18 protein-coding genes are annotated in these 22784 nt (G+C 64.8%); 12 read left to right on the plus strand and 6 right to left on the minus strand.

Annotated elements, in window-relative coordinates; genetic code table 11:
• Positions 1-795: 795 nt before the first annotated feature.
• The 5 genes from trxA to AC1MCA_RS10315 form a co-directional block, all read right to left on the minus strand.
• Entirely contained in the window at positions 796-1122 is a 327-nt protein-coding gene (trxA, locus tag AC1MCA_RS10295) for a thioredoxin (protein ID WP_108597618.1), read from the minus strand.
• Between the two features lie 38 nt (positions 1123-1160).
• Complete coding sequence (gene trxB, locus AC1MCA_RS10300) at positions 1161-2117, minus strand: thioredoxin-disulfide reductase (RefSeq protein WP_108597621.1); 957 nt, start codon at positions 2115-2117, stop codon at positions 1161-1163.
• 248 nt (positions 2118-2365) lie between these two features.
• Positions 2366-3973, minus strand: coding sequence for an ABC transporter substrate-binding protein (locus AC1MCA_RS10305; protein ID WP_479803222.1), 1608 nt, complete (start codon positions 3971-3973; stop codon positions 2366-2368).
• 182 nt (positions 3974-4155) lie between these two features.
• Positions 4156-6345, minus strand: a complete 2190-nt coding sequence (gene murJ / locus AC1MCA_RS10310) for a murein biosynthesis integral membrane protein MurJ (protein ID WP_479803223.1) — start codon at positions 6343-6345, stop codon at positions 4156-4158.
• Positions 6346-6405: 60 nt separating this feature from the next.
• Positions 6406-6906: an NUDIX hydrolase gene (locus tag AC1MCA_RS10315; protein WP_108598354.1), complete on the minus strand. Its 501-nt coding sequence runs from the start codon at positions 6904-6906 to the stop codon at positions 6406-6408.
• A 207-nt stretch (positions 6907-7113) separates the two neighbouring features.
• Here AC1MCA_RS10315 and AC1MCA_RS10320 point away from each other — a divergent pair, with 207 nt between their 5' ends.
• The 7 genes from AC1MCA_RS10320 to AC1MCA_RS10350 all read left to right on the plus strand — a co-directional run bounded on the left by AC1MCA_RS10320 (position 7114) and on the right by AC1MCA_RS10350 (position 16711).
• On the plus strand, positions 7114-8640 hold the full coding sequence (locus tag AC1MCA_RS10320) for a CCA tRNA nucleotidyltransferase (protein WP_479803225.1): 1527 nt from the start codon (positions 7114-7116) through the stop codon (positions 8638-8640).
• On the plus strand, positions 8637-9221 hold the full coding sequence (locus tag AC1MCA_RS10325; protein ID WP_479803227.1) for a histidine phosphatase family protein: 585 nt from the start codon (positions 8637-8639) through the stop codon (positions 9219-9221). Before AC1MCA_RS10320 ends, AC1MCA_RS10325 begins: the two co-directional genes overlap by 4 nt.
• A gap of 559 nt (positions 9222-9780) precedes the next feature.
• Entirely contained in the window at positions 9781-9924 is a 144-nt protein-coding gene (locus AC1MCA_RS10330) for a hypothetical protein (protein WP_181365065.1), read from the plus strand.
• A gap of 73 nt (positions 9925-9997) precedes the next feature.
• Entirely contained in the window at positions 9998-11464 is a 1467-nt protein-coding gene (locus AC1MCA_RS10335; RefSeq protein ID WP_479803229.1) for a glycosyltransferase family 87 protein, read from the plus strand.
• Positions 11457-12896 carry a phytoene desaturase family protein gene (locus AC1MCA_RS10340; protein ID WP_479803230.1) on the plus strand — a complete coding sequence of 480 codons (1440 nt, stop codon included), beginning with the start codon at positions 11457-11459 and terminating at the stop codon, positions 12894-12896. Before AC1MCA_RS10335 ends, AC1MCA_RS10340 begins: the two co-directional genes overlap by 8 nt.
• Positions 12897-12995: 99 nt before the next feature.
• Positions 12996-14984 carry a penicillin-binding transpeptidase domain-containing protein gene (locus AC1MCA_RS10345; RefSeq protein WP_479803232.1) on the plus strand — a complete coding sequence of 663 codons (1989 nt, stop codon included), beginning with the start codon at positions 12996-12998 and terminating at the stop codon, positions 14982-14984.
• A gap of 44 nt (positions 14985-15028) precedes the next feature.
• Entirely contained in the window at positions 15029-16711 is a 1683-nt protein-coding gene (locus AC1MCA_RS10350; protein WP_479803234.1) for an ABC-F family ATP-binding cassette domain-containing protein, read from the plus strand.
• 46 nt (positions 16712-16757) lie between these two features.
• On the opposite strand, the gene AC1MCA_RS10355 is transcribed toward AC1MCA_RS10350, so the two are convergent.
• Positions 16758-17102: a toxin-antitoxin system YwqK family antitoxin gene (locus AC1MCA_RS10355; protein ID WP_479803236.1), complete on the minus strand. Its 345-nt coding sequence runs from the start codon at positions 17100-17102 to the stop codon at positions 16758-16760.
• 89 nt (positions 17103-17191) lie between these two features.
• Between AC1MCA_RS10355 and AC1MCA_RS10360 the strand changes: the two genes are divergently transcribed.
• The 5 genes from AC1MCA_RS10360 (at position 17192) to AC1MCA_RS10380 (ending at position 22735) form a co-directional block, all read left to right on the plus strand.
• Positions 17192-17965 (plus strand): DeoR/GlpR family DNA-binding transcription regulator, encoded by a 774-nt coding sequence (locus tag AC1MCA_RS10360; protein WP_479803238.1) that lies wholly within the window; start codon positions 17192-17194, stop codon positions 17963-17965.
• Positions 17962-19155, plus strand: coding sequence for an MFS transporter (locus AC1MCA_RS10365; RefSeq protein ID WP_479803240.1), 1194 nt, complete (start codon positions 17962-17964; stop codon positions 19153-19155). Before AC1MCA_RS10360 ends, AC1MCA_RS10365 begins: the two co-directional genes overlap by 4 nt.
• A gap of 76 nt (positions 19156-19231) precedes the next feature.
• Positions 19232-20728, plus strand: a complete 1497-nt coding sequence (locus tag AC1MCA_RS10370) for a phosphatase PAP2 family protein (protein WP_479803242.1) — start codon at positions 19232-19234, stop codon at positions 20726-20728.
• A 156-nt stretch (positions 20729-20884) separates the two neighbouring features.
• Positions 20885-21829, plus strand: coding sequence for an ABC transporter ATP-binding protein (locus tag AC1MCA_RS10375; protein ID WP_479803244.1), 945 nt, complete (start codon positions 20885-20887; stop codon positions 21827-21829).
• Positions 21830-21832: 3 nt separating this feature from the next.
• On the plus strand, positions 21833-22735 hold the full coding sequence (locus AC1MCA_RS10380; protein ID WP_479796694.1) for an ABC transporter permease: 903 nt from the start codon (positions 21833-21835) through the stop codon (positions 22733-22735).
• Positions 22736-22784: the final 49 nt, after the last annotated feature.

Here is a 22784-nt window from a genome sequence, read left to right on the forward strand (position 1 = left end):
CCGCCTCCACTGCGGGAACGCATTTCAGGCTTCCGGCTCTTTCAAGCCTGGCTACGAGAATCATGCCGTCATTTCCTGGCCGCGGGGACAGATGGAAGGTGGTCATGTCCCGTGGCGTGGCCACAGGGTGTCCCAATGTGTTGCCTGCTCGCAGCGGTATGGCCATTCCCCTGCTGGTTCTGCTGTACGAAACTCCCAGCGGGACTGTTTCTGTGATCGTCGGGCATGATGGCCGGCACACCAGAACGATGTCGCACTTTCGCACGCCGCTGATGTACAGTACCCGCGGGATCCAGACCAGGCACTGCTGCCGCCAGTGCGGTCCATTGAGGCATTTGTCTCGCCGAGCGGACTCGGAGTTCCCGCGGCGGTTGTGTCCCCCGGGCACCCTCTGAGTTCCTGCAGTGGTCGTTTCTCCGAGCAACCTCCGAGTTCCCACGCCCGCGCGGCATAGGAGGCCCGGCCAGCTCAGGAAGAACCTCCCACATGTTTCACGTGAAACATCCCCTTGAGGAGCAGTGGGCTCGTTGCCAGAAGGAACAAATCATTCCTTGAAGAAACCCGCGCGTCATGGGCTGACCTGGCATTTTGGCGCGGCAACACCCAGGATGGCGTGGCCCTTTTAGGCGACTTGGCCCAGCGCCACACAGCAGCCACAGCACGACCCCGAGTCATCAACCCATATGAGTCGTTCAGCGTCAAAATATTCGCTCAAAAGCAGTGTGGCCACCGCTTCAGTGAAGCGGTGGCCACAGGACCCCTTAGCCGTGATGCAGGCTCAGGGCGAGCACGAACTTAGGACAGTACGTCTGCGAATTCCTTCTCGAAGAACTGCTTGGGCTTGGCACCGATGACGGTGCTCTTCACCTGGCCGTCCTGGAAGAGGTAAACGGCAGGAATGGAGGTGATGCCGTATTCGGCGGCGATGGCAGGGTTGTCGTCAACATTTACCTTGACCACGTCCACCTTCTCGCTGTACTCAACAGAGATTTCGTCCAGGATCGGTCCCAGCTTGCGGCAGGGGCCACACCACTCGGCCCAGAAATCCACAATCACTGGCTTGTCAGCGGACAGTACGTCTGTGCCGAAGCTTGCATCTGTTACGTCTTTAGCGTTGCTCATAACCTTGTGTCTCTCTCTTCGAATGGACGGTAAGTGCTTTATGCGTGAAGATCTGCCAGGTAGTGTTCCACATCAATTGCAGCAACACACCCCGAGCCTGAGGCCGTAATGGCCTGGCGGTAGGTCGGATCGACGACGTCGCCTGCCGCAAACACGCCGGCGACGCTCGTCCTGGAGCTGCGGCCTTCGACGGCGATAGTGCCGGCGTCGGTGATGTCCAGGATGTCCTTGACCAGGTCCGTCCGGGGATCATTTCCAATGGCTACGAAGACGCCAGTCACCGGGAGGTCGCTAATGGTGCCGTCCAGGAGGTTCCTGATTTTGAGCCCGGTGACTTTATTCTCACCGATCACGTCATCAACGGTGCTGTTCCAGATGAAGGAAATCTTCTCGTGTGCCAGGGCGCGGTCTGCCATGATCTTTGAGGCCTTTAGCGAATCCCGGCGGTGGACCACCGTGACCGACTTCGCGAACTTCGTGAGAAAGAGCGCTTCCTCCATGGCAGAGTCTCCCCCGCCGATGACGGCGATGTCCTGATCCTTGAAAAAGAAACCATCGCAGGTTGCGCACCAGCTGACACCATGCCCGGAGAGGCGTTTCTCGTTGGGCAGGCCGAGCTCACGGTATGCCGATCCGGTGGAGAGGATGATTGCCCGTGCCTTGAAGGTCTCTCCGGTTGCTATGGTGACGGTCTTGACGGCGCCGTCCAGTTCCAAGGACGTGACATCCTCGAACTGGATTTCGGTTCCAAACCGCGCAGCCTGCTTTTCGAAGTTCTCCATGAGGTCCGGCCCCATGATGCCTTCGGGAAATCCCGGGTAGTTTTCGACGTCGGTAGTGTTCATCAGTTCGCCACCGGCGGTGACGGAGCCGGCCAGCAACAGCGGCTTCAGGTTGGCGCGTGCCGTATAAACAGCCGCCGTATAGCCGGCCGGGCCCGAGCCGACGATGATGACATCACGTACTTCGGACGCGGTGTTTTCTGCGTTGGTCACTGAACGGTGAACCTCTTCCTTAATCGATGCGCCGGCTTTCGGGGCCGGCCACATGGCACAACTGAATCCTGGTAGTGAATATTCCGGGCGCCGCGCGAACGGAGAACCTCGAGCGGCCAGCACGGAGCCAGCCCTGCAGGACGCCCTACCAGATTACCGTCTGCACACAGCTGGGCCGCGCCTGTTACTGCAGTCGCAGCGCTCCACGCAGAACAGCCGCGGCCAAACAGCCGCCACGAGGGTTCTACCTACTGAACCTTGATTTCGGCCAACCGGATACCGAAGCCGTACCGGGTCTTCGGAGCGGCCAGCTTGGGGAGCGTCTTGATGGACACGATCACGTACTGCGCCTGTACGGGCTCGGCCAGGGGCATGGTGAGGTCCGTTGAGGTAAAGCTGTTGGTTCCCACCAGCTTGGCCCCATCCAGCGAAGGCCTGTCGTTGGTGAAGACGCTGATGTTGCCGCCTGAAGCACCGAGCTGGGTCAGTGTGATGGAAGAGACAGAGGCAGGACTCTTCAGTTTGACGACCAGGGGCACGCCATCCGCCGCGAGACCGCCCCAACCCTCGGTGGCAAACTCCATGTCGGACCAGTAGCTGGCAGCGTTGCCGTCATACGCCTTGACCAGGTCGACGTCGTAGTTGCCTGCGAATTCGAAGTTGCCCTGCCGCGTGACGCTGTCGATTGCCGGCGGCACTACGGGGGCAACAGAGCTCGGATTCGGGCTTGGAGCTGCCGTGGCGGAAGCACTGCCGCCGTCCGCAGCAGACGTCGGGTTGGCTACGGGATCTGGCCTGAACAGGCCGCCCAAACCGGTCAGAGCGAAGACCAGACCCGCAATAAGCAATACCGCAAGCAGGCCTCCCACCAGCCAGCGCATGGACTTGGGTTCGCGCTCGGGTTCGTCGTCGTCGTAGAAATCGTCGGTTGGGCCGGCCGGAGGCACGGCTTCCGCAGGAGGCGACTTCCGGGCAATGGAGGGGAAAGCGCCCGCTGCCCGGCCGGGCCGGGCGGACCGCTCAGAGTCAGGGGATTCCTCGTAGCCGGTTTCCTGGTCCTCATAGGTGTAGTCGTCCTCAGACCACAACGAGACCTTGGGCGATTCCGCTGCCTCGCCCTTATTGTGACCGGAGTCGGATGGGTCATTGAGACCGGATCCCTGCCGTTCCGGGCGCTGAACGGGTTGCGGTGACGTAGCCTGCTGCCTCCCAGTGGCACCAACCGCCCCTGCAGCAACTCCAGCCGCAGCACCTGCGGCCGCGGCAGCTGCACCCTGGCCGGCGCCTGTGCCGCGCCCGGACACTCCGGTCGGGGCCGACGGCGGACGGACCGGCTGACGTGGCGGAACCACGGGCCGTGCGGCCTGCGGAGCGGCCGGGGAGGCGGCCCGGTAAGGGTCCACCTGGCTGGGGTGGTTATCCGCGTAGTTGATGTAGCCGGCGTCGACGTTTTCTTCGTGGTCGTAAGGCTCCGGTTCGTTTGAACGTGCCTGGCCGAAAATTTCACTGCCCAAAGTGTCCGTGAAGAACGGCTCAACATAGGGCGGGTTGGAGGCAACCACGAGGTCCAGCAGGTCTGCCGCTGATGTGTGGTTGGTGATCAGGTAGGTGGCGGCCTCGGTGACACCGAGGTCAAGGACCTGCATGTTTCCCGGGCGCTCACCGGTTGCCACCTCGCGGGCACTCTGCGCCACCTGCTCGGTGTTGTCCGGGCCGGCGACCAGAATGCTGACCGGACGGTTAAGAACCTGGTCCACCCCGTCCAGCACCAGATCATGGTCGTGTGAGGTCAATACAGTGGCTGTGACCTTGTAGCGGCCGCCGAGTACTGATCCAACGTCGATCGGGTGGGACACGTGTTCCTCCTAGGCTGTCCGGGTATTGCCGGCCTGATGGTGGCCAGCACCTGCTGGAAACCGCTCAAAAGCCGGCCAGCGAGCGGGCTGACGCCTGCCTGCAAATACCCCTGTTCACTGTCGATCCTAGCCGATTGGCCTTGGCCGCCGCGGGCGACAGGCGACCGGGAACGCGGCGGGAATCACTTTTTCCGGGGCCGTCGCGGCTTGAAATGGGGGTTCTGGCCGGCCTTGCCCTGGAAGGTGCGCCGGCCTGGGAGGGGAATCTCGTCGCGCAGCAGTCCGCCCCTGGCAGTACCCGGAACGTCCTCCGCCGGAAGGTACCCCTCGGGTGCGCCGGTACCGCCCCCGGCAGCAGCGCCGTCATTTTCGCGAACCCGCCCTGGTGCCGTGGAGGGAGGGGTGGGTTCCGGCACCGGCCCGGCGCGGAACGATACTGAATCGAATTCGCCTGAAATCCTCGGCATCATTCCGGTGTCCACCGAGACCGTGGCGCGTTCCGGCGTCGGGTGTTCCCCGCCGGAGTCACCGGGAGCCGAAGCCGACGACGGCGTTCCCCCGTTTGGCTCCGAGTGTCCGGATCCGCCGCGGCCCAGTCGCGCGAGCAAGGGGCGGAGCAGGTCACGGAGTTCCGCTACGTGGAAGATCTTGAGCAGGAAAACGTAGGCCACCAGCATGATGGGCCCGACGACCACCACCGTGATAAGTGCGGTCAACCTGTCCTTCCAGGCGAAGCCGTCCGGGCTGTAGCTTCCCATCAGCCACAGCGCGCCGGCGCCGGCGATGGCGGAGCCGAGTGCCGCATAGCCCATCCGGATGTAGGAGTTGGCGATGCGGGGGCCGTCGAGGTGGCCCAGAAGCCGGCGGAGGAAGTAGGCGCTGATGGCCACTGACAGGATGTTGCCAACCATGTACAGCAGGGCAATTGCGTAAATGATCTGGCCCACCGGCAGGAACTGGATTCCGAAGGCACCGGCCACGTAGACGAAAGCGAGCAGGAGCTGGACGTAGAACGGCGTCCGGGCATCCTCATTGGCGTAGAACACCCGGGACATCATGAAGTTGGCGCTCATGAACGGGGTGCTTAGCGCCAGGATGGTCAGGGTCTGCGCCAGCATCACGCCGTCCTGCTTGTCACCGCCCGAGAAGAACATGCCCAGCGGGCCGGCCAGCGCAAACAGGGCAAGGGCACCAAAGACCGTGGCCACGGCCATGGTCCGGAGTCCGTGGGACAGGGCATCACGGAGCTCGGCCTTGTTGCCGTCCTGCGAGGCGCGGGTCATCCGGTTAAAGAGGACAGTGGCGAGCGAGAGCGCAATGATCGAGTGAGGCAGCAGGTAAAGCTGGCTGGCCACCTCCAGGACGGCGTTTCCGGGCAGGAAGTCAGCGGCAGGATCCCCCGCGCGCTCCAGGCGCAGGCGTTCCGCACCCGGGATGGTGGCGATCCGCATGACGTAGAGGAACGCCAGCTGCCCGACGGCGGCGGTCAGCAATGTCCAGACGCTCAGCTTTGCGGCCTGGCCCAGTCCCACCCCGCGCCAGCCGAACCTGGGACGAAGGCCCAGTCTGAGCCGGAAGACCGGAATGAGCAGGATAGCGGTCTGGGCCACCACGCCGATGGTGGAGAAGCCGGCTACGAACAGCGTCTGCGACGGCCCCCAGTTGTCCAGGGTGTGCGGGTTGACCTCATTAGCGCCGTAAATCCAGATGAACATGCCCAGGCCGCCGATGGCCACGAGGTTGTTCAGGATCGGTGCCCACATGGCGGGTCCAAAGGCGCCGTTGGCGTTGAGCACCTGCGTGAGGAGGGCGTAGAGACCGTAAAAGAAGATCTGCGGCAGGCACCAGAAGGCAAAGGCGACCGCCAGCGCCTTCTGCGGGGGCGAGTATCCCTGGGTGGTCAGGTCGATGATCATGGGCGCCGCGAGGGTGACCAGGGCGGTGAGGCCCAGGAGAAGGAGGACGGTAAGGGTGAGGAGGCGGCTGATGTAGTCCGCTCCCCTGTCCGGTGCCTTGCTTGCCTTAATGATCTGCGGGACCAGCACGGCGTTGAACACACCGCCGGCCACCAGCAGGAAAATCAGGTTGGGCAGGTTATTGGCGTTGATGAACGTGTCATTGACAGTGGAGCTCAGCCCCAGGGCGGCCCCCAGCATCCACGTCTTGCCGAAGCCAAGGAAACGCGAGACCAGGGTCCCCGCCGCCATGATGGCGCTGGAGCGGGTTTCGCTCGGACCGCTGGGAACCGCGGCATCGCCGTCACGCGCGGCCACAGGCCCGGTTGCAGGCCCGGCAGGAACCGCCGGATCGGCGGCCGGTCCGGTTTGCCCGGCGCGGCCCGCCTTATCGGAGGGGAAGTTGGAAGCTGACATCGAGTTCATCGTCTCACCCGGACGCGGTTTGTTCCGCAACGGACAGGGAGCCTTCAGGCGTCAGAGGTGTTCCGGCAGTACGTCCCGGGCCAGGTCAGCGATGCGGCGTTCATTGGGAAAGGAGAGTTTCCGCGCCAGCTCCCGGATGGGCACCCACGCCACGTCCACGGCTTCCTGGTCAGGATCGTTCTCGATGGTGAGTTCGCCGCCGGTGGCGCGGAGCAAATAGTGGTGGACGGTCTTGTGGACGCGGTGGCCGCTCACTGTGAACCAGTAGTCGATGCTGCCCAGCGGCGCCAGGATGTCACCCTCGATGCCTGTTTCTTCGGCTATCTCGCGGACCGCGGCCTGCTCGTTGTCTTCCTTGCCTTCCGGGTGGCCCTTCGGAAGGCACCACTCCAGGCGTCCGCCCCTGTTAAGGCGGGCAATGATCGCAACCCTGAGTTCGGCGTCGGACGTGTCCACCACAACGCCCCCGGCGGAAATTTCCTCAACGGTGGGGAGCGAGGCCGGCGCCGAGTGCAAGGCGGGCGCGACATGGGCACCGATTGCCGATGGCAACGGTGCGTTTGTCCTCCTGCCGGGAGCGCTCGGTACGGGATGGGCCATGGAGTCCACTCTAACGACTCTTGCCCGTTCATGATGACCGGAACATGACTTCAAGATGGACGGCGTATGACGCAGTTTGCGGCCCTGTGAGCGAATACGCGCGATCTTGACCGGATTTTGGCCTGCCAAGCCGCTGGTTTCTGACAAGCTTAAGTAACTATGGCGCACGCACATCACAAGACTGATTCCCACACTGTCGAATTCCAGGTAGACCCGGTGGTCCTGGAACTCGGGCAGCGCTTTGTCGACGCCGGTCACGAGCTGTCGCTGGTGGGCGGTCCGGTGCGGGACCTCTTCCTCGGCCGGACGTCGCCGGACCTGGACTTCACCACCGACGCCACCCCGGACCAAACCGTGGCCCTCATCAGGAAATGGGCCGACAACTACTGGGAGATCGGCCGCGCCTTCGGAACCATCGGCATGCGCAAGGCCGGCTTCCAGATCGAGATCACCACCTACCGGGCCGAGGCCTATGACCCTGAATCGCGCAAGCCCGTGGTGGCCTTCGGATCATCGCTCACCGACGACCTGCTGCGCCGGGACTTCACCATCAACGCCATGGCATTGAAGCTCCCCTCCCTGGAACTGGTTGATCCGTTCGGCGGTGTCCGGGACCTCCACGCCACCGTTCTTGCCACACCCGGCTCCCCCGAGGACTCTTTCTCCGATGACCCGCTCCGCATGATGCGTGCCGCCCGGTTTGCCTCGCAGCTGGGTATAGCAGTGCACGACGACGTCCGGTTGGCCATGACCCAGATGGCGGAACGCATCACCATCATCTCTGCGGAGCGCGTGCGCGATGAACTGGTCAAGCTCATCTGCGGTGCCCACCCCCGGGCCGGCGTTGACCTGCTGGTGGAAACCGGACTCGCCGAATTCGTGCTGCCCGAAGTCTCCGCCCTGCGGCTGGAATCCGACGAGCACCACCGCCACAAGGACGTGTACCAGCACTCCCTCCAGGTGCTGGAGCAGGCCGCCGCTTTGGAGACCGATGCCGACGGCGCCGTGCCGGGCCCGGATTTTGTGCTGCGGTTCGCAGCGCTGATGCACGACGTCGGCAAGCCGGCTACGCGCCGCTTCGAACCGGGCGGTGCGGTCAGCTTCCGCCACCACGACATGGTGGGGTCCAAACTCACCGCCAAGAGGATGAAGACCCTCCGCTTCGACAACGACACCATCAAGGCGGTGGCCCGCCTGGTGGAACTGCATATGCGCTTCTACGGCTACGGCGAGGCCGGCTGGAGCGACTCCGCGGTCAGGCGCTACGTCACGGACGCAGGGCCTCTGCTGGAGCGGCTGCACCGCCTGACACGCTCGGACGTCACCACCCGCAACCAACGCAAGGCCGAGCGTCTGTCGTTCGCCTACGACGACCTGGAAGAAAGGATCGCCACGCTCCGGGAGCAGGAGTCGCTTGACGCTGTGCGCCCCGACCTGGACGGCGCCCAGATCATGGCCATCCTGGACCTCCGGCCGGGACCCGTTGTTGGCCGTGCCTATAAGTACCTGCTGGAGGAACGGATGGAGCACGGACCCCTGCCGCCGGAAGATGCCCAGGCACGGCTCCTGGCGTGGTGGGCCGAACAGCCGGAATCCACCCCCCTTACCGAACCCGCACCCCAGTCAGCGGAGACCACACCGTCTGCTGCCGGCGTCGAACCTTCCCCGAACAAGGAGTCCACATGAGCGTCCCGATGCTTGCGCCACGTCCCCAGCTCTGGATCATGCGCCACGGTGAGACGGAATGGTCCAAGAGCGGGCAATACACGGGACTCACTGACCTGCCCCTGACCGTGGAGGGTGAGCAGCAGGCGGTGGAGGCCCGGAAGGTGCTCGATGCGGTCGATTTCGACCTCGTGCTGACCTCCCCGCTGCGGCGGGCCCGGCGGACCGCTGAACTGGCGGGGTTCCCTGACGCGCAGCACGAACCGCTGTCCGTTGAATGGAACTACGGCGATTACGAGGGCATCAGTTCTGATCTCATCCGCAAGGACAATCCTGACTACCTGATCTGGACGCATGGGGTGCCGAACGGCGAAACCCTGGACGAGGTGGCCGCCCGCGCGGACAAGATCGTGGCGCGGGTGCTGGAATCGGGGCTGGATAACGTCCTGATTGTGGCCCATGGGCACTTCTCCCGGATCCTGACTGCGCGGTGGCTCGAATTGCCGCCCGCAGAAGGCCGCCACTTCATCCTGGGCACGGCAAAAGTCTGCACCTTGGGATGGGACAAAAGGACGCCCGCCATTGTCCGTTGGGGACTATAAGGGCATTCATAAACTTTCTTGAAAAAAGTTTATGAATTAAGTAGCGCATAGCCGCGTTCGTAGGGTAATTTTATTCCTGACCCCAGAGCGATCTGCCGGGGTCGCGGTGCGCGTTGCCAAGCCAGTCTGCTGGTGCAACGGCTGAGCAGAAAAGGAGGTTGGGAAAATGATTACTTTGACTAGCGGATGGAAGATGACCATCACCGCCACCCCGGCCCCTGCTGCTTTCGCGCGCCACTTTCACGGAGTGCTTGCCTCCTAGCCCCAGCACCTGATTCCGCCTTTGCGGCGGAACCACTGGAGCGGGAAGCACCTTCCACCACCTGTTGGCGTGCGCCGGCGCACTGCGCAGCGGCCCATGCGGTGACGCAGCAACCCCATAATTCGGAACCGTGCTTCCTGTTGGGCGCTGCACCACGCTATTTCCGCGGCCCCATTCCGCTTTTGCAAACCACTCATTAACACCGGGCGTTTCTTTGCCTGAATTCGGCCGACTTTTATCTGGCTTTAGTTGGCTTTATTTGCCATGCCCATTTCCATCGGAAAGGAGGTTAGTACAATGATCAAGAAAATCAAGAGGGCGCTGTTGAGGCTGCGCGTTCCTGTCCGCACTGAGCGCCGCCAATTCAACGGCCGGCTGCTGGACCAACGGCGCGACGACGTTTTTGTCCTGATGCACCAGCAAAGGGCCGGCCTGCGCTGAAGCCCGGAAACCGCCGGTGCCCTGATCACACTGTCACGGTCTCTCAGGGCACCACACCGGTAAGCTCTGAGTCATGCAGGAGACGAAGCCGCCGCGACTCCACAGGCGCGCCCGCCTGGTGGTGCCGAGCCGCAGCGACCTGCTGCTGAGGAACTTCACGGAGCTGATTGGCGGACCGCTGGGTGCCCGGTCGGCGCCGGGCATCGTCTCCCCCGGCGTGTTTACCGTGGAGCGCGTGCTGATCATCCTGACGGTGCTGGCCGCATTGGCCGGCATCGCCATCAAAGGCTATTGCCGGGCCACCGGCTGGGAAACGCCCGGACAGTTCTATTCCACCTGTTACTCGGATTTTCCGGAGTACTTCAGGAACCGCGGACTGGGCGAGGGCACGTTCCCGTTCTTGAGCCAGGGAAGCGTTTTTGACGATCCTGTCCTGGTTGGACTCATAGCCGGGGCGACCGCCTGGCTGATCCCGGGTGAGGGTGTTTCCGATACGCGGGTCCTGGGCTACTTCGATACGAATGCGACCCTGATCGCAGCAGTCTGGGTTGTCACGGTGCTGGCCACCGCCCGGATGTCCCGGCGGCGCCCCTGGGATGCTGCGATGGTGGCTCTGGCTCCTGGCATCGTTCTGGCCGGGACCATCAATTGGGACATGTGGGCCGTGGGGTTCCTGGCCCTGGCCATGCTGTGCTTCTCACGCGGCAGGCTGGTCCTGGCTGGCATACTGATCGGCCTTGCTGCGGCGTCAAAGCTGTACACCGTCCTCATCCTGGTTGCCATCCTCCTGCTGGCGCTGCGTACCGGGCGGATCCGCCCGTTCCTGGTGACTTCAGCGGCCGCCGCAGGCGCCTGGCTGGCGGTCAACGCGCCCATCGTCCTCGCCAACCCGTCCAGCTGGGGTTACTCCTTTGGTTTTCCGGGCAACAGGGAAGCGGGCTACGGTTCGCTCTGGTACGCCTACAACCTGGTGGCCCGCCGGCTCCGCTGGACGGTCCTGGACGCCGCGGTCATCAACTGGGTGGCCGTATCGCTCTTTCTCCTGGCCTGCCTCCTGATAGCGCTGGTGGCCCTCACCGCATCCCGGCGGCCGCGGCTGGCCCAACTGGTCTTCCTGATCGTGGCAGCATTCATTCTGACCAACAAGGTCTACTCACCCCAGTTTGTGCTCTGGCTGATCCCGCTTGTGGCTTTGGCGCGGCCGCGGTGGCGGGACTTCCTCGTCTGGCAAGGCGTCGAGGCCTTTCACTGGGTTGCGATCTGGATGTACCTTGGCCAAGTGACAAGCCAGGGGACCTCGCAACACAATATCGATATGCCGTACTACGTCCTGGCGGTTGCAGCCCATATGCTCGCTACGGCATATCTGATGCTCAGGGTCGTTTGGGACATCTATGACCCTACCTACGATCCCATCCGCCGCCACGACGTCGATGACCCGCAGGGCGGCCCGTACGAGGCCCTGCCCGATTGGCTGCGCATCAATCCCCGGCACCCCTCCCGGGCAATCCTCCCCTGGCGGGAGAAGCGGCATGCCTGACGTCGCCGTCGTGGGTGCCGGCCCCAACGGGCTTGCCGCCGCTGCCGTGATGGCCCGGGCCGGACTCTCGGTCGAGATCTTTGAGGCCGCCGGCACCATCGGTGGCGGTACCCGCACCTCCGAGCTGATGCAGCCCGGGCACCTCCATGACATCTGCTCGGCGGTCCACCCCATGGCTCTGGCCTCACCCTTCTTCCGCGCTTTCGAGCTGGCACGCAGGATCGAGCTCGCGGTTCCGGAGCTTGCCTTCGGGTCACCCCTCGACGGCGGCCGGGCTGCCCTGGGCTATCACTCCCTGGAACGGACCGCCGAAGGCCTGGGCAGGGACGGTGCTGCCTACCGGCGGCTTCTTGGCCCGCTGGTGAGCCGGATCGACGGGGTCATGGACTTCACCCAGCATCAGCTGCTCCGGGTCCCCCGGAACCCCCTGGCTGCGGCGCTTTTCGGGATGCGCACCCTCGAACAGGGCTCTCCGCTGTGGAACGCCCGCTTCAAGGAGCCGCTGGCGCCCGCCCTGCTCAGTGGCGTGGCTGCCCATGCCGTCTCGCACCTGCCCTCGCTGGCTGCGGCGGGGGCAGGCCTGATGCTCACGGCTCTGGCACATGGCCAGGGCTGGCCTATCCCGCTGGGCGGCTCGGCCGCCATTGCGGGGGCACTGGCAGATGACATCCGCGCCCACGGCGGAATAATCCACACCGGTGTGCCCATCGACAACCTCGGGCAGCTTCAGGGTGCGCGGGTTACCTTGCTGGACGTAGCCCCGCAGGGACTGCTTAACATCGCCGGCGATGTACTGCCCGGGAACTACCGGAGGTCCCTGGAGTCATTCCGATACGGCAACGGGTCCTGCAAGGTGGACTACATCCTGTCCGGTCCGGTCCCCTGGGCAGCCAAAGAACTCGCCAACGCCGGAACGGTTCATGTGGGCGGCACCCGGGCGGAAGTAGCCCAGGCAGAAAACGAAGTGTCTGCAGGAAAGCATCCCGGGCGCCCCTACGTACTGGTTGCCCAACCATCCCGTTTTGACGGCAGCCGGGCCCCGGCCGGGCGCCACACCCTGTGGGCATACTGCCACGTTCCGGCAGGCTCGGACAGGGATATGAGCGAAGCCGTCACAGCCCAGCTGGAGCGCTTCGCGCCGGGCTTCCGCGACGTGGTGGTGCAGACACATGTCACCACGGCGGCCGGCCTGGCCAACTACAACCGGAATTATGTCGGCGGAGATTTCAGTGCCGGAATCATGGACATGCGCGGACTTCTCCAGCGGCCCGTCATCTCCCGCGTCCCATGGCGCACGCCACTGCCTGGCGTGTATCTGTGTTCGTCATCCACACCGCCAGGCCCCGGCGTGACAGGCATGCCCGGCTTCTTCGCCGCTAAGTATGCCCTGAAAGACATATTTGGACGTGCTGTTCCGGCGCTGGGGCTCTGAGCCGCCTCCACCGGACAGCTGGGGGTCCGCGTTGTTGGTCCGGGGCCCCTCCCATGTCTGGTCAGCAAGCGCATTCCAAAAAGGGGGCATAATAGCGCCGTGGGGAACTCAAAGAAACTTTCACTTGCCATAGCTGTATTCATCCTCGGTGCCTCCCTGGTTGCCTGCGACGACGGCAGAGGGGGTGCCGAGAACGCGGCGAAACAGTTTGCGGCAGCCATGTCCACTCTCGACGTCGGCTCTGTACCGTTTAATGGCAAGGATTCGGCCGTAGCCAGGCAGCAGGTCCAGGACGTGTTCAAAGCGTTGGAGCCGGACCGGCCAACGGTGGCCGCAGGCGAACTTACCCTGGATGGCGACACGGCCAGCGTCCCCTTGGACTACACGTGGAAGATCGCTTCGGGAGAGTGGAAATACACGGTCTCCGCTAAATTCACGAAATCCGGCGACAAGTGGCTGACAGTCTGGAACCCGGCATCCCTGGTTCCGGGCCTCAACGACAATGAAGTCCTCAGCAAGGGCAGCCAGTCGCCACAGCGGGCCGACATCCTGGGCGCCGGCGATGCGAAGCTGGTTACCTACCGCCCCGTGGTGAACGTGGGGATTGATAAGCCGCAGCTGGGTTCAGCTGATCCGGCGGCTTCGGCAACCCAGCTGGCCGAGCTGGTCGGGGTGGACCCCGCAGCGTACACCCAGCAGGTCGCGGCGTCGGGTGCTGAAGCTTTCGTCATCGCCATCACTCTCCGCGAAGAAGGCCGGACCATCACGGACCAGCAGATCCAGGCCATCCCCGGGGCCCGTGCCATCCCGGCAACCCAGCCTTTGGCGCCCAGCCGGACCTTCGCCCGGGCAGTCCTTGGCACCGTGGGTGAGGCCAACGCCGAACAGATCGAAGCGTCAGCCGGCGCACTCACCGCCGGAGACATCACCGGGATCGGTGGACTGCAGCAGCAGTACGATGCGCAGCTCCGCGGCACTGACGCCGTGGTGATCCGCGCACAGCGGGCCGATCTCACCGCTGAACAGATCCAGGCGGCGGCAACCGATCCCCGCCGGGTGGTCTTCGAGGTCGCTCCCACGCCGGGAACTCCCCTGAAAACCACGCTGGACCCCAACCTGCAGGCGCTGGCCGAGAGCACGCTCGCCGGCGTGGGTCCGGCGTCGGCCGTCGTGGCCCTTCGCCCCTCCAGCGGTGCCGTTCTGGCGGCCGCCTCCGGCCCCGGAAGCAATGGCTACAACACAGCGATGCTCGGCCAGTACGCCCCGGGATCAACCTTCAAGATGGTGGATTCGCTCGCGATGCTCCGCAACGGCCTCACCCCGGATTCGAAGGTTGAATGCACCCCCACGCTCACCGTGGACGGCCGGACCTTCAAGAATGCGGAGGGCTACCCTGAAAGCTCCCTGGGCTCGGTCACACTCCGCGACGCCTTTGCCCACTCCTGTAACACGGCCTTCATCGCAGCCCGCGATTCCGTCTCCCAGGCACAGCTTGAGGCGGCAGCGATGGCCATGGGGGTTGCCGTGGAGGCGCCCTCGCTGGGTGCCGCCGCCTTCCTCGGCTCGGTGCCGGGGGAAGCTGCGGGGACTGAACACGCGGCCTCGATGATCGGCCAGGGAAAGGTCCTGGTGTCGCCCCTGGCAGCGGCCATCATGACTGGATCCGTGGCCAAGGGCTCCCCCGTCTCACCGCAGCTTGTCCTGAACCCCGACGCCGGTGCTGCCGCGGGAGGGACACCCGGTGAGCCGACGGCGGATGCCGCGTCGCCGTCGTCGGGCGTTACCCCCGAAGCGCCGTCCCAGGCATCCGGCCAACCGATCACCGCTGCCGAAGCGGCTGCACTGGCCGACATGATGCGGGCCGTGGTCACCTCGGGCCACGCCGGATTCCTGTCCAGCGTTCCCGGAGCGCCCGTTGGTGCAAAGACCGGAACGGCAGAGTTCGGCAACGAGAACCCGCCCAAGACGCACGCCTGGATTGTTGCCGTTCACGGGGACCTCGCCGTCGCAGTGTTCGTCGAGGATGGGGGGCTCGGGGCCACCACCTCGGGGCCCTTGCTCAAGCAGTTCCTGACCGCGGCCGGCTGACCGCCGGGAAAGCACCGGCAGCCGGGCGTGGGAAGATTGTTGGCGTGGCCCACATAGACATTTCCGGCATTGACTACTTCCTATCCGATGGCACGCAGCTGCTCAACGGCGTGACGTTCAAGGTCCCGGACGGCACCAAAACGGCGCTGATCGGCCCCAACGGCACCGGAAAGACCACGCTGTTCCGGATCATCGCCGGCGATCTGGTCCCTGATGAAGGCGTGATCGGCCGCTCCGGGAACATGGGCATCATGCGCCAGTTCGTGGGCCAGGTCCGGGATGAGTCCACGGTCCGGGACCTGCTGGTCTCTGCGGCCCCGCCGGCTCTGGCCGCGGCGGCCAAGGAGGTGGATGAGGCAGAGCTCGCCATGGTGGAGCACGACGACGAACCATCGCAGATGCGCTACGCCCAGGCCATCGTGGATTGGGGAGATGCCGGCGGTTACGACGTGGAGACCGTCTGGGACGAGGTCTGCATGGCGGCGCTGGGCCTGCCGTTCGACCGGGCACAGCACCGGCCGGCGTCGAGCCTCTCCGGCGGCGAGCAGAAGCGGCTGGTACTCGAAGCCCTGTTTGCCGGCCCCGACGAACTCCTGCTCCTGGACGAACCCGACAACTACCTTGACGTCCCCGGCAAACGCTGGCTCGAGGACAAGCTCAACGAGTCCAAGAAGACCGTGTTCTTCATCAGCCACGACCGCGAACTGCTGAACAACGCCGCTGGGCGCATCGTCACCCTGGAACCCGGCATCAACGGCGCCGGCGCCTGGGTGCACGGGGGCGGCTTCGGTTCCTATGTGGACGCGCGCGCGGACCGCAACGCCCGCTTCGAGGAGTTGCGCAAACGCTGGGACGAGGAGCACATCAAGCTCAAGGAACTCGTCAACATGTACAAGAACAAGGCCGCCTTCCGCTCGGACATGGCCAACCGCTACCACGCGGCCCAGACCCGGCTGGCAAAATTCCTGGAAGTGGGTCCTCCCGAGGCACTCCCCATTGAGCAGAACGTCAAGATGCGCCTCAAGGGCGGCCGGACTGCGAAACGCGCCATCGTGGCGGAAAAGCTGGAGCTGACCGGACTGATGGATCCCTTCTCCACCGAGGTCTGGTTCGGCGACCGCGTGGGTGTGCTCGGATCGAACGGTTCCGGCAAGAGCCACTTCCTGCGCCTGCTCGCCACTGGCGGTACGGACCCGGAGAAGGAGCACGTCCCCGTATCCGACGTCGAGATCGCCGAGGTGCCGCACGAAGGCACCGTGAAGCTCGGCGCCCGCATCCGGCCCGGCTTCTTTGCGCAGACCCACGTCCGTCCGGACCTTCTCGGCAAGACACTGCTGGAGATTTTGCACCGCGGCGACGAACACCGGTCCGGGCTGGGCCGTGAGGCCGCCGCCAGCGCACTGGACGGTTATGGCCTGGCGGGCCAGTCCGAGCAGAAGTATGAATCCCTCTCCGGAGGGCAGCAGGCCAGGTTCCAGATCCTGCTGCTGCAGCTTTCGGGTGCCACGCTGCTGCTTCTCGATGAGCCGACCGACAACCTGGACCTGCACTCCGCCGAGGCGCTGGAAAAGGCCATCGACCACTTTGAGGGGACTGTCCTGGCCGTCACCCACGACCGGTGGTTCGCCAGGACCTTCGACCGCTTCCTGGTCTTCGGCTCCGACGGCCGCGTCTACGAATCCGCCGAACCGGTCTGGGACGAAAAGCGGGTGCAGCGCGCCCGCTAGCCCCGACGCTCTCTCACTTAATGAGAGCGTTGGGGGCCGGGTCGGGCTACTTGAAGACCTTGCGCTTGGTTTCGGAGCCGTCCGGGGCGTAGGTGACCCACTCGCCTACTTTCCGGCCGACGTCGTACGTCCCTTCATCCAGCAGTTCACCTGTGCTGTGCCAGCGCTGCCAGAACCCGTCCTGCTTGCCATCGCTGAACCCGCCCTTCTGCAGCAGGCCGCCGCCCTCGCGGTACCAGGTGCAGGGTCCGTCCAACTGGCCCTTCTGGTAACCCACCTCAGCTTTGACCTGGCCGTTCCGGTTGTAAAAAGTCCAGCGCCCCTGCCTTTCCCCGTCCAGGTACCCGCCGGTTCCGGATAACTTGCCGTCTTTGAACAATTCCTTCGCCATAGCCAAACCCTACTCCCGGCGCTGGGGAAGAAAGACCCAGCGGCAATCAAAGAAATGATTAAATGATCAATATTGGTTAGCATATAAGCATGAAGACAGATGAGCGCCACCGGCTGATCGGTGAGTTGCTGAGGCAACGGACCGAGGTGAGCGTGGATGAGCTGGTGGCAGCATGCGAAGCCTCCGGCGCCACGATCCGCCGCGACCTCGAGGTGCTCGCGGCCAACGGGGTTCTCCGGCGGGTCCATGGTGGCGCCAAGAGCCTGATCGACCGTGGTGAGAACCCGGGGTACGGGCAACGCGAACTAGAAGACCGCGATGTCAAGATCCGCATCGCCACCGCGGTCTCCGGGCTGTTGGGAGACAGGGAACATGTGTGGCTGGACAGCGGCAGTACTGCAACGGAAATCGCCAAGGCCCTGCGGGGCCGGGAGCTCACCCTGATGCCGACGTCGGTGCGCGCGCTGAATGCGGTGACAGGTGACGGCGGCGATGCCGGGCACCGTCCCGCCCTGCTTCTGCCCGGGGGGAGCCTGGTCCCCGGAGAACTGTGCTTCCGAGGTCCCCTGGCGGAGTCCAACATCCGTTCCCTCCGGTTCGACACGGCGGTGGTGACGCCCTGTGCGGTGAACTTCAGGGACGGCCTGCTGGCCCATGATCTTGACGATGCAGCAGTGAAGCGGGCAGGCCTTGAATCATCGGGCAGGCTCATTATGGCCGGGGCCGGTTCCAAGTGGAATGCTAGCGGCGTGGCAATGATTGCTGCCCTTGAGGCAGTGGACGTGATCGTGACGGACAAAGATTTCAGTGCGGATGAACGCGCACACCTTAACAAACTATCGGTGGAAGTAGTCAAAGCATGAGCATCAACACCAGCACCACGGCCGGGCCCTCCCTCCGGGCAGCGGCCGCCGCCACGTTTGTGGTCTTCGGAGTCAATGGCTTCGTTTTCGCCAGTTGGGCCGCACGTATTCCTGCCGTCACCGAAACACTGCACCTGACCTCCGGCCAGATGGGCACGCTGCTCCTGTGCACGGCCATCGGCTCGCTGCTTGCGCTTCCGACGGCGGGGCTTGTGGTGGGAAGGATCGGCACCGCGAACGCCGTTCGCTCCGCCGGCGTAGTGGCAGCCCTGGCCGGCGTGGGGATTGCGCTCTCCCTGTCAGCGGAATCGGTGGTGGGCACCGCCGTTGCCCTGTTCTTCTTTGGCATTGGCATCGGCTTGTGGGACGTTTCCCAGAACATTGAGGGAGCCGATGTCGAGCACAAGCTGCGGCGGACCATCATGCCCCAGTTCCACGCTGCCTTCAGCGGCGGGGCCTTTGTGGGGGCGCTGATCGGCGCCGGGCTCTCGAGCATCGGCGTTGGCCTTCCGCTCCACCTGCTGGTCATCGCCGGTGCTGTGGTCATCGTGGCGCTGATTGCTCCCCGCTATTTCCTCCCCCACGTGCCTGCGGCGGCACCAGCCGACGGTGAACCCAAGGCTCCAACGGGATCCGCCTGGCGTGACAGCCGGACCCTGCTGATCGGTGTGGTGGTTCTCGGCGCCACCCTGACCGAAGGTGCAGGAAACGACTGGATCGCCAAGGCAACTGTCGACGGGCTGGGAACCTCAGAATCCACCGGCGCCCTGATGTTCGCCCTGTTTGTCCTGGCCATGACGGCCATGAGGTTCTTCGGCGGCCGGGTCATCGACAAGTTTGGACGCGTCGCGGTGCTCCGCGCCAGCATGGGGGCAGCAGCGGCAGGCCTGGGTTTATTTGTACTCGCCGGGAACGTGTGGCTCGCTGCCATCGGCGCCGCCCTGTGGGGCGTCGGCGCAGCGCTTGCGTTCCCCATGGGAATGTCCGCGGCTGCCGACGATCCGAAGCAAGCGGCTGCCCGGGTTTCGGTTGTATCCACGCTGGGGTATGTCTCGTTCCTCGCCGGACCGCCGCTGCTGGGCTACCTGGGCGATCTCACCGGCATCCATCTGGCGCTGCTGGCCATCCTGGCGCCGATTCTGGTGGCGCTGCTCCTCGCGGGCGCTGCGAAGCCACTGACCTCTAAGTAGGGGCCCTCCGGACGGAGCACCCGCCCACGGCACGGCACTGCGGGGCACTGCTTCCCCTCCGCAGTAGGGTGGGGAGATGCACAGAGTATGGCGCAAGGGACCGGGCCAGATCAGCCGCTTGGACCGGTATCTGGTCCGCAGGGTGTCGTCCTTCCCGGGCGGTGACCACGACACCTTCTTCCGCCGCCTGTCCGCCTCCGCGAACCACGGCAAGTTGTGGATGGGGGCGGCTGCCGTGATGGCTGCCTTTCCCGGAAAGCCGCGGCGGGCCGCTTTGCACGGCCTGATCGCGCAGGCGGTTGCCTCTGCGGTCACCAACCTCGGATTCAAGACCCTGCTCCCGCGTACCCGCCCCCTCCCGGAGCACCTGCCGGTTTTCCGGTTTGTGCACCCCCAGCCCACCAGTTCCTCCATGCCGTCCGGACACTCTGCATCAGCCGTTGCCTTCGCGGTGGGCGCGGGACTCATCCACCCCGGCCTGGGAGCGGCGCTGGCCCCGCTGGCGGCCGGCGTCGCCTATTCCCGGGTGCATACCGGGGCCCACTGGCCGTCGGACGTCATCTTCGGATCAGCCATTGGTGCGGGGGCTGCCCTGATCACCCGGAAGTGGTGGCCGGTCCGCCCGCCGTTTCCGGCCACTGCACGCAGTTGGACGGAGGCGCCCGAACTCCCGGACGGCGCAGGCCTCGGCATCGTGGTGAACACGCTTGGCGGTGCCTTCACGGAGCAGACCGCCGGCGCTCTCCAAGACGTATTCCCGAAGGCGCATATAGAGACGGTCAAGCCGGACGAGGCTCTGGAAGAAGCCATTCTGAAACTCGTCGACCGCCCTGAGACGGTGGCCTTGGGCGTGTGGGGTGGTGACGGAACAGTTGGCACGGCAGCCGCTGCCGCCGTCGAGCGTTCCCTCCCCTTGCTGGTCCTTCCCGGCGGGACGCTGAACCACTTTGCCCGGGACGCCGGAACCGGCAGCCTCCAGGAGGCCGTGGCCGCAGCCACCCGCGGCGAGGCGGCCCGCGCCGACGTTGGCATGGTGACCGTGGAGCGGGGGCTGGCAGGCAACCCGGAGACCGCCGAACACATCATGCTGAATACGGCAAGCATCGGCCTGTACCCCAACCTGGTCCGGCGGAGGGAACAGCTGCAGCCGGCGCTTGGCAAACCGCTGGCAGGTGTTGTGGCCATGTTCCGTACCTTCGCGGCCGGAACTCCCACCACCTTGACCGTGGACGGTGTGAAGCACAAGGTGTGGATCGCCTACGTCGGGCGCGGACGCTACTACCCACGCGACCATGCACCGCTGTTGCGGCCAGTGCTGGACGACTCGGTCCTTGATGTCCGGATGATCACCGCTGACGAGGACCTTGCCCGACTGCGCCTGCTGTGGTCGGTGCTGACCGGAACGGTGGCGACGTCAAGGATCACCCACCTGCGGGAGGCATCAGAGGTCCGGATTGAGGCAGACGGGTCCCCCATGGTTCTGGCGGTCGACGGCGAAGCGGTGGCGGGCGTGCGGAGCGTGCGGATCCGGGTCAAACGGCAAGCACTGACCTACTACTCGCCCCGGCCATGAACCGCCCCTGATCATTACGTTGGACAAACCCTGATTCGACCCTGATTCATCCCTGAGTCGCACGAAATCGGCCTGCGTCATGGGTAGCGTGGACAGTAATAACCATCCTTTCAGCCATCCCGCAGCCGTCCGGCTGCCATTCGAAGGAACACGTCCATGATTGAGGCAAAAGGCCTGACAAAGGTTTTCGGCGAGAAAACCGCCGTCGCCGGAGTCAATTTCACTGTCGAGGCCGGCCGGGTTACCGGTTTCCTCGGCCCCAACGGCGCCGGCAAGTCAACAACCATGCGCATGATCATGGGACTGGACCGACCGACGTCGGGCACGGTGACCGTCAACGGTTCACCGTTCACCCGCCATGCAGCGCCGCTTCGCGACGTCGGGGCCCTGCTCGATGCCAAGGCCGTCCACACGAGCCGCTCGGCCTACAACCACCTGCTGGCCATGGCCGCAACGCACAGCATTCCGAAAAAACGGGTGCACGACGTCATTGAAATGACAGGGCTCACCGAGGTGGCCAGGAAAAAGGTGGGCGGCTTCTCGCTCGGCATGGGGCAGCGGCTTGGGATTGCCGCGGCCCTGCTCGGCGATCCGCAGACCATCATCCTGGACGAGCCCGTCAACGGCCTGGACCCGGAGGGTGTTGTCTGGGTCCGGAACCTGGTCAAGTACCTGGCCTCCGAGGGACGCACCGTCTTCCTCTCCAGCCACCTGATGAGCGAAATGGCACTCACCGCAGACCACCTGATCGTGATCGGCCGCGGCCGGATCATTGCCGACGCGCCCATTACGGACATCATCAACGGCAAGGGCATGATCCGCACCAGGGTCCGCACCGACCAGCCCGAACAGCTGATGCGGCTGCTCGCCGGCGAAGGTGTTTCCGTGGAGCTTCAGGACAACGAACTGCTTGAGGTGACCGGCCTCGATCCCCGCCAGATCGCCCGGACAGCGCTCGAGAGCCACACCATGATCTACGAACTCACCCCGCTGCAGGCCAGCCTTGAGGAAGCCTATATGGAGCTGACCAAGGACGAGGTCGAATACCATTCGCTGATCACCACGGGCGCCGACGCTTCCGTCCAGGCCGGAGGCAACTAAGCCATGAGCTCAACCACCCTCGAACCCAACCCCTCCCGCCGCGGAGCGCACGCCGGCGCAGCCCTTGCCGGTCAACTGCCAGGCGATGGCACCAGCGCAGGCCCCGGCCCCTCTTTCCCCCGGGTGCTCAACTCCGAGTTCATCAAGTTCCGTACCTTGCTTTCCACGCTCATCCTCCTTGCCTGCACCGTCCTGGTTGTGGTGGGCTTCGGTGCCCTGTCCGCGTGGGGAACCGGCCAGTTTGCCGAGCAGGCCCTGAACGACCCGGAGGCCGCCGCTGCCTTTGCCGCCCAGGGCGGCGACATCGCCGTCGGTGTGCCAACGTCCGGTATCGCTTTCGCACAGTTGATCCTGGGCTCCCTTGGGGTACTGCTGATGAGCTCGGAGTTCACCACCGGAATGGCACGCTCCACCTTCGCCGCAGTGCCCAAGCGGACGCCGGCCTTCGTCGCGAAGCTGCTGGTGGTCATGGTCACCGCATTCGTTGTCACCGCACTGTCCGTGTACGTGGCGGGTCTCGTGTCCGTGCCGATCCTGGACAACTACGACCTGGCGCTGGACCTTTCCAGCTCGCAGTCAGTGAAGATGCTGCTGATCAACAGTGCTTACGTGGCCGCTGTTGCCGCCATCGGCATGGCGCTGGGCACGTTGCTCCGGAATTCCGCGGGCGGCATCATGACCCTGGTGGGCCTGTTCTTCGTTGCTCCGATCGCGTTCCAGCTGATTCCGGGAGACTTCTTCGTCCAGACCCGCAAGTACCTGCCCGGCAACACGGTGGAGCCCATAACGGCCGTGCAGCACGTACCCGACACGCTCGAGGCGTGGCAGGCTGCCCTGGTCCTCGGCGCCTGGGTGGTCATCCCGGTGGTTGTCGCCGCCGTCGTGCTCAAGAAACGCGACGTCTAAGAGGCAGCGCACAGGTTCCGCACAGGAACCGCCTATGCAAGGGATAGGC

The sequence above is a fragment of the Arthrobacter sp. BK1 genome, from assembly GCF_056680055.1.

Excerpts from the sequence above, each read along its gene's own strand:
- AC1MCA_RS10335 (WP_479803229.1), top strand. The coding sequence starts at position 9,998 with ATGCAGGAGACGAAGCCGCCGCGACTCCACAGGCGCGCCCGCCTGGTG.
- AC1MCA_RS10375 (WP_479803244.1), top strand. The coding sequence starts at position 20,885 with ATGATTGAGGCAAAAGGCCTGACAAAGGTTTTCGGCGAGAAAACCGCC.
- AC1MCA_RS10365 (WP_479803240.1), top strand. The coding sequence starts at position 17,962 with ATGAGCATCAACACCAGCACCACGGCCGGGCCCTCCCTCCGGGCAGCG.
- AC1MCA_RS10330 (WP_181365065.1), top strand. The coding sequence starts at position 9,781 with ATGATCAAGAAAATCAAGAGGGCGCTGTTGAGGCTGCGCGTTCCTGTC.
- AC1MCA_RS10325 (WP_479803227.1), top strand. The coding sequence starts at position 8,637 with ATGAGCGTCCCGATGCTTGCGCCACGTCCCCAGCTCTGGATCATGCGC.
- AC1MCA_RS10355 (WP_479803236.1), bottom strand. The coding sequence starts at position 17,102 with ATGGCGAAGGAATTGTTCAAAGACGGCAAGTTATCCGGAACCGGCGGG.
- AC1MCA_RS10360 (WP_479803238.1), top strand. The coding sequence starts at position 17,192 with ATGAAGACAGATGAGCGCCACCGGCTGATCGGTGAGTTGCTGAGGCAA.
- AC1MCA_RS10380 (WP_479796694.1), top strand. The coding sequence starts at position 21,833 with ATGAGCTCAACCACCCTCGAACCCAACCCCTCCCGCCGCGGAGCGCAC.
- AC1MCA_RS10370 (WP_479803242.1), top strand. The coding sequence starts at position 19,232 with ATGCACAGAGTATGGCGCAAGGGACCGGGCCAGATCAGCCGCTTGGAC.
- murJ (WP_479803223.1), bottom strand. The coding sequence starts at position 6,345 with ATGTCAGCTTCCAACTTCCCCTCCGATAAGGCGGGCCGCGCCGGGCAA.
- AC1MCA_RS10320 (WP_479803225.1), top strand. The coding sequence starts at position 7,114 with ATGGCGCACGCACATCACAAGACTGATTCCCACACTGTCGAATTCCAG.
- AC1MCA_RS10340 (WP_479803230.1), top strand. The coding sequence starts at position 11,457 with ATGCCTGACGTCGCCGTCGTGGGTGCCGGCCCCAACGGGCTTGCCGCC.
- trxA (WP_108597618.1), bottom strand. The coding sequence starts at position 1,122 with ATGAGCAACGCTAAAGACGTAACAGATGCAAGCTTCGGCACAGACGTA.